This is a genomic window from Mesorhizobium sp. M7A.F.Ca.CA.003.01.2.1 (assembly GCF_003998945.1).
Taxonomy (GTDB): domain Bacteria; phylum Pseudomonadota; class Alphaproteobacteria; order Rhizobiales; family Rhizobiaceae; genus Mesorhizobium; species Mesorhizobium ciceri.
In genome coordinates this window covers 1-3,095 of sequence record NZ_RZRA01000701.1, presented here as the reverse complement: position 1 = coordinate 3,095, position 3,095 = coordinate 1, and the positions used below count along the sequence as shown (strand labels likewise).

Here is a 3,095-nt window from a genome sequence, read left to right as displayed (position 1 = left end):
GCTCACGATCGCGCTCCCAATTGTTCCTTGAGGGCAATCATGGTCAGCGCCGCACGCGCGGCAAAGCCGCCCTTGTCGCCTTCCGAGCGCTTGGCGCGAGTCCAGGCCTGGGCGTCATTCTCGGTGGTGAGGATGCCGTTGCCGATGCAGACCGAGTCCTGCACGCTCAAATCCATGAGCGCGCGGCTGGATTCATTGGCGACAATGTCGAAATGATAGGTGTCGCCGCGGATGACGGTGCCGAGCGCGACAAAGCCATCATAATGTGTGCCGCCTTCCGTCGCGCCGTCCAGTGCAAAGGTGATCACCGCGGGGATCTCCAGCGAACCTGGAACGGTGACGACGTCATAAGTCGCGCCCGCCTCATCGAGCGCGCTTGTCGCGCCATCGAGCAGCGCGTCGGCAAGGTCGTCGTGAAAGCGCGCTTCGACAATGAGCAGATGCGCCTTCGCCTTCGGACGAATGAAGGCTTTGCCGTGTTGGGATGTACCAGCCATAAAAGTCTCCGGGGAGTTGCCGGTGACTTAGGCCGAAGCCGGGTTCATCGCAAGCGGAAGATTGCTGGATGGACTCCTGTCCTATCGATCCTCTCGCGTATGCCACAGGCGCAACACAGAAATTGTCGTGTTCTGTATCTCGTAACGAATTTCGTAGCTGCCTACCAAAATGCGACGCACTTCTCGTGGTTCGAACTCTTCCAGTCTCTCACCGATGCGCGGATATTCGACCAACCGTGCCGGCGCGGCAGTAAGCGACTGCACGGCACGTGCGGCCGCCGGGCCATTTGCTAGCACGAGAAAATCATGTAGCCGGACCAAGTCGGACAAAGCCTTGTTGGTCCATTTCAACTCCATCAACGAGGCACCGGCAGTGGCTTGTCGGTACCAAGACTCTCAGCCCACGCCTGCACGGCCTGGTGATCGATGACCCGTCCTGCGTCGACATCGGCCATTGCTTCAAGCGTGAGCCGTCGGCGCTCCTCCTCCAAATCCACCCACGCGGAAAGAGCTTGTTTGACGATCCAGCCGCGTGGGCGCTCAAGGCGGGCAGCCAGTTGATCTACCTTTTCAGCCAGCGGCAGCGGAACGTGAGCGGTGATTACTTTTGTATCCATCAGAGCCTCACAATCAGATTTAATCATAGCGATTAAAACTGATTAAGTCGAGTGCAGCAGCACTTAAAGCCCCTCTTTCGTCGCCTCGACCAGCCGCGCCGCATAACGCGCCATGGTGTCGATCTCGAGATTAACGCGGTCACCGACCTTGCGCTCACCCCAGGTGGTCACGGTCAGCGAATGGTGGATCAAAAGCACGTCGAAGCGCGCGCCTTCGACCTTGTTGACGGTGAGCGAGGTGCCGTCGAGCGCGACCGATCCCTTGGGCGCAATGAACTTCGCCAGGTCGCGCGGCGCCTCCAGCGTGAAGCGCACGGCATCGCCCTCATCCTTGCGCTCGATGATCTCGGCCATGCCGTCGACATGGCCCGAAACGATGTGGCCGCCGAGTTCGTCGCCGATCTTCAGCGCCCGCTCCAGGTTGACCTTGGTGCCGGATTTCCAGCCCGAGGCCGTGGTCAGCCGCAAGGCTTCCTCCCATGCTTCAACCTCGAACCAGCGTGCATTCGAGGCGCTGTCGGGCAAGGCCGTGACTGTCAGGCAGACGCCGCCGCAGGAGATCGAGGCGCCGATGGCGATGGTCTGCGGGTCATAGGCTGTGTCGATGCGCAGCCCCGCCCCTTCCCTGAGCGGCTTGACGGACGCGACAGTGCCGACATCGGTGACAATTCCGGTAAACATCGGTGTTGATCCCTAGAGGTCTCTTGTCCACTCGGCGTAGCTGTCTTCGCCGAAACGCATGTCGCGCAATTTGCGAAATCCTGCCGGGATATGGTCGGCGTCGATCGGCGATGCAATGCCGTCGTCGCCGATTGCATCCGGTCCCTGGAACAGCACGATGCGGTCGACCAGCCCGTCGGCCAGGAAAGCGCTCGCCACCCTGGCGCCGCCCTCGACCAGCACGCTGGCCATGCCGAGCGCGGCCAGATCCTCGAGTAGTTCCGGCAAGGCTACGCCGCCCTCGTGCGTCTCGGTGCCGATGAAGCGCACGCCGGCGCGTTCGAGTGCTGCCCGCCGCAGCGGATCGGCCTCCAGGCAAGCGGCGATATAGAGCGGTACCCGGTCGACGCCCGAAACCAGCTTCGAGGCCTCCGGCAACCTGAGCTGGCGGTCGAGCACGATGCGGGCAGGCGAACGGTTCTCAAGCCCCGGCAAACGCACCGTCAGGGCCGGATCATCCTCAAGGGCGGTGCCGATACCAACCAGTATGGCGTCCGCCTCAGCCCGCATCAGATACACTTCTCGGCGCGCGATATCGCCGGTGATCGACACCTGCCCGTCACCTTCCCTGCCGATCTTGCCGTCGCTGGAAAGCGCAAGCTTGAGAATCACTTCCGGGCGTTTTCTCAACGATCGAATCAAATAGCCGGCCATCTGCTCGGCAGCTTCCGCCGCCAGCACCTTCTCGACCACCTCGACACCGGCCGCGCGCAGGATCGCATAACCCTTGCCGGACACGCGCGAATCGGGATCGCTGGCGGCACCGACGACCCGCGCAACGCCGGCATTGACCAGCGCATTGGCGCAAGGCGGCGTGCGGCCGTGGTGGGCGCAAGGTTCCAGCGTGACGTAGGCGGTGGCGCCGCGCGCGAGGTCGCCGGCCTCGGCCAAGGCCTCGGTCTCGGCATGCGGACGGCCGCCGACAGCGGTGACGCCGGTGCCGACGATCATCGGACCATTGCCGTCATCGCGTACGATCAGCGTACCGACAGACGGGTTGGTCGCGGTGCGCCCGGCATTTTTTCGCGACAGTCTGAGTGCCGCCGCCATGAAGCGGCGATCAAGGGCGGCCTGTTCGCTTGCAGTCATGCTCAGCTGGCTTCCTCTTCACCCTTGACTTCGTCGCCCTTGAGCTCGCCCAGCAATTCATGGAAATCCTTGGCCTCGCGAAAATTGCGGTAGACCGAGGCGAAACGGACATAGGCGACATCGTCGAGCGACTTCAGCGCTTCCATGACCAGGCGACCGACTTCTCCCGAAG

Annotated in this window: 6 protein-coding genes; all 6 read right to left on the bottom strand. The window is 62.7% G+C overall.

The features are described from left to right. Positions 1–2 precede the first annotated feature (2 nt). Complete coding sequence (gene ribH / locus EN969_RS23965) at positions 3–497, bottom strand: 6,7-dimethyl-8-ribityllumazine synthase (RefSeq protein ID WP_063167766.1); 495 nt, start codon at positions 495–497, stop codon at positions 3–5. 81 nt (positions 498–578) lie between these two features. Next, positions 579–854, bottom strand: coding sequence for a type II toxin-antitoxin system RelE/ParE family toxin (locus tag EN969_RS23960; RefSeq protein WP_013532246.1), 276 nt, complete (start codon positions 852–854; stop codon positions 579–581). Beyond that, positions 854–1,114 (bottom strand): ribbon-helix-helix domain-containing protein, encoded by a 261-nt coding sequence (locus tag EN969_RS23955; protein ID WP_013532247.1) that lies wholly within the window; start codon positions 1,112–1,114, stop codon positions 854–856. The genes EN969_RS23960 and EN969_RS23955 overlap by 1 nt, the downstream gene beginning before the upstream one ends. 63 nt (positions 1,115–1,177) lie before the next feature. Then, positions 1,178–1,795, bottom strand: a complete 618-nt coding sequence (locus EN969_RS23950; RefSeq protein ID WP_063167765.1) for a riboflavin synthase — start codon at positions 1,793–1,795, stop codon at positions 1,178–1,180. Between the two features lie 12 nt (positions 1,796–1,807). Next, a complete protein-coding gene (ribD, locus tag EN969_RS23945; protein ID WP_063167764.1) occupies positions 1,808–2,923 on the bottom strand; it encodes a bifunctional diaminohydroxyphosphoribosylaminopyrimidine deaminase/5-amino-6-(5-phosphoribosylamino)uracil reductase RibD in 1,116 nt (371 codons plus the stop codon). A gap of 2 nt (positions 2,924–2,925) precedes the next feature. Next, positions 2,926–3,095, bottom strand: a 170-nt coding sequence (locus tag EN969_RS23940; protein WP_348632413.1) for an ATP cone domain-containing protein, incomplete at its 5' end; no start/stop codon positions are given.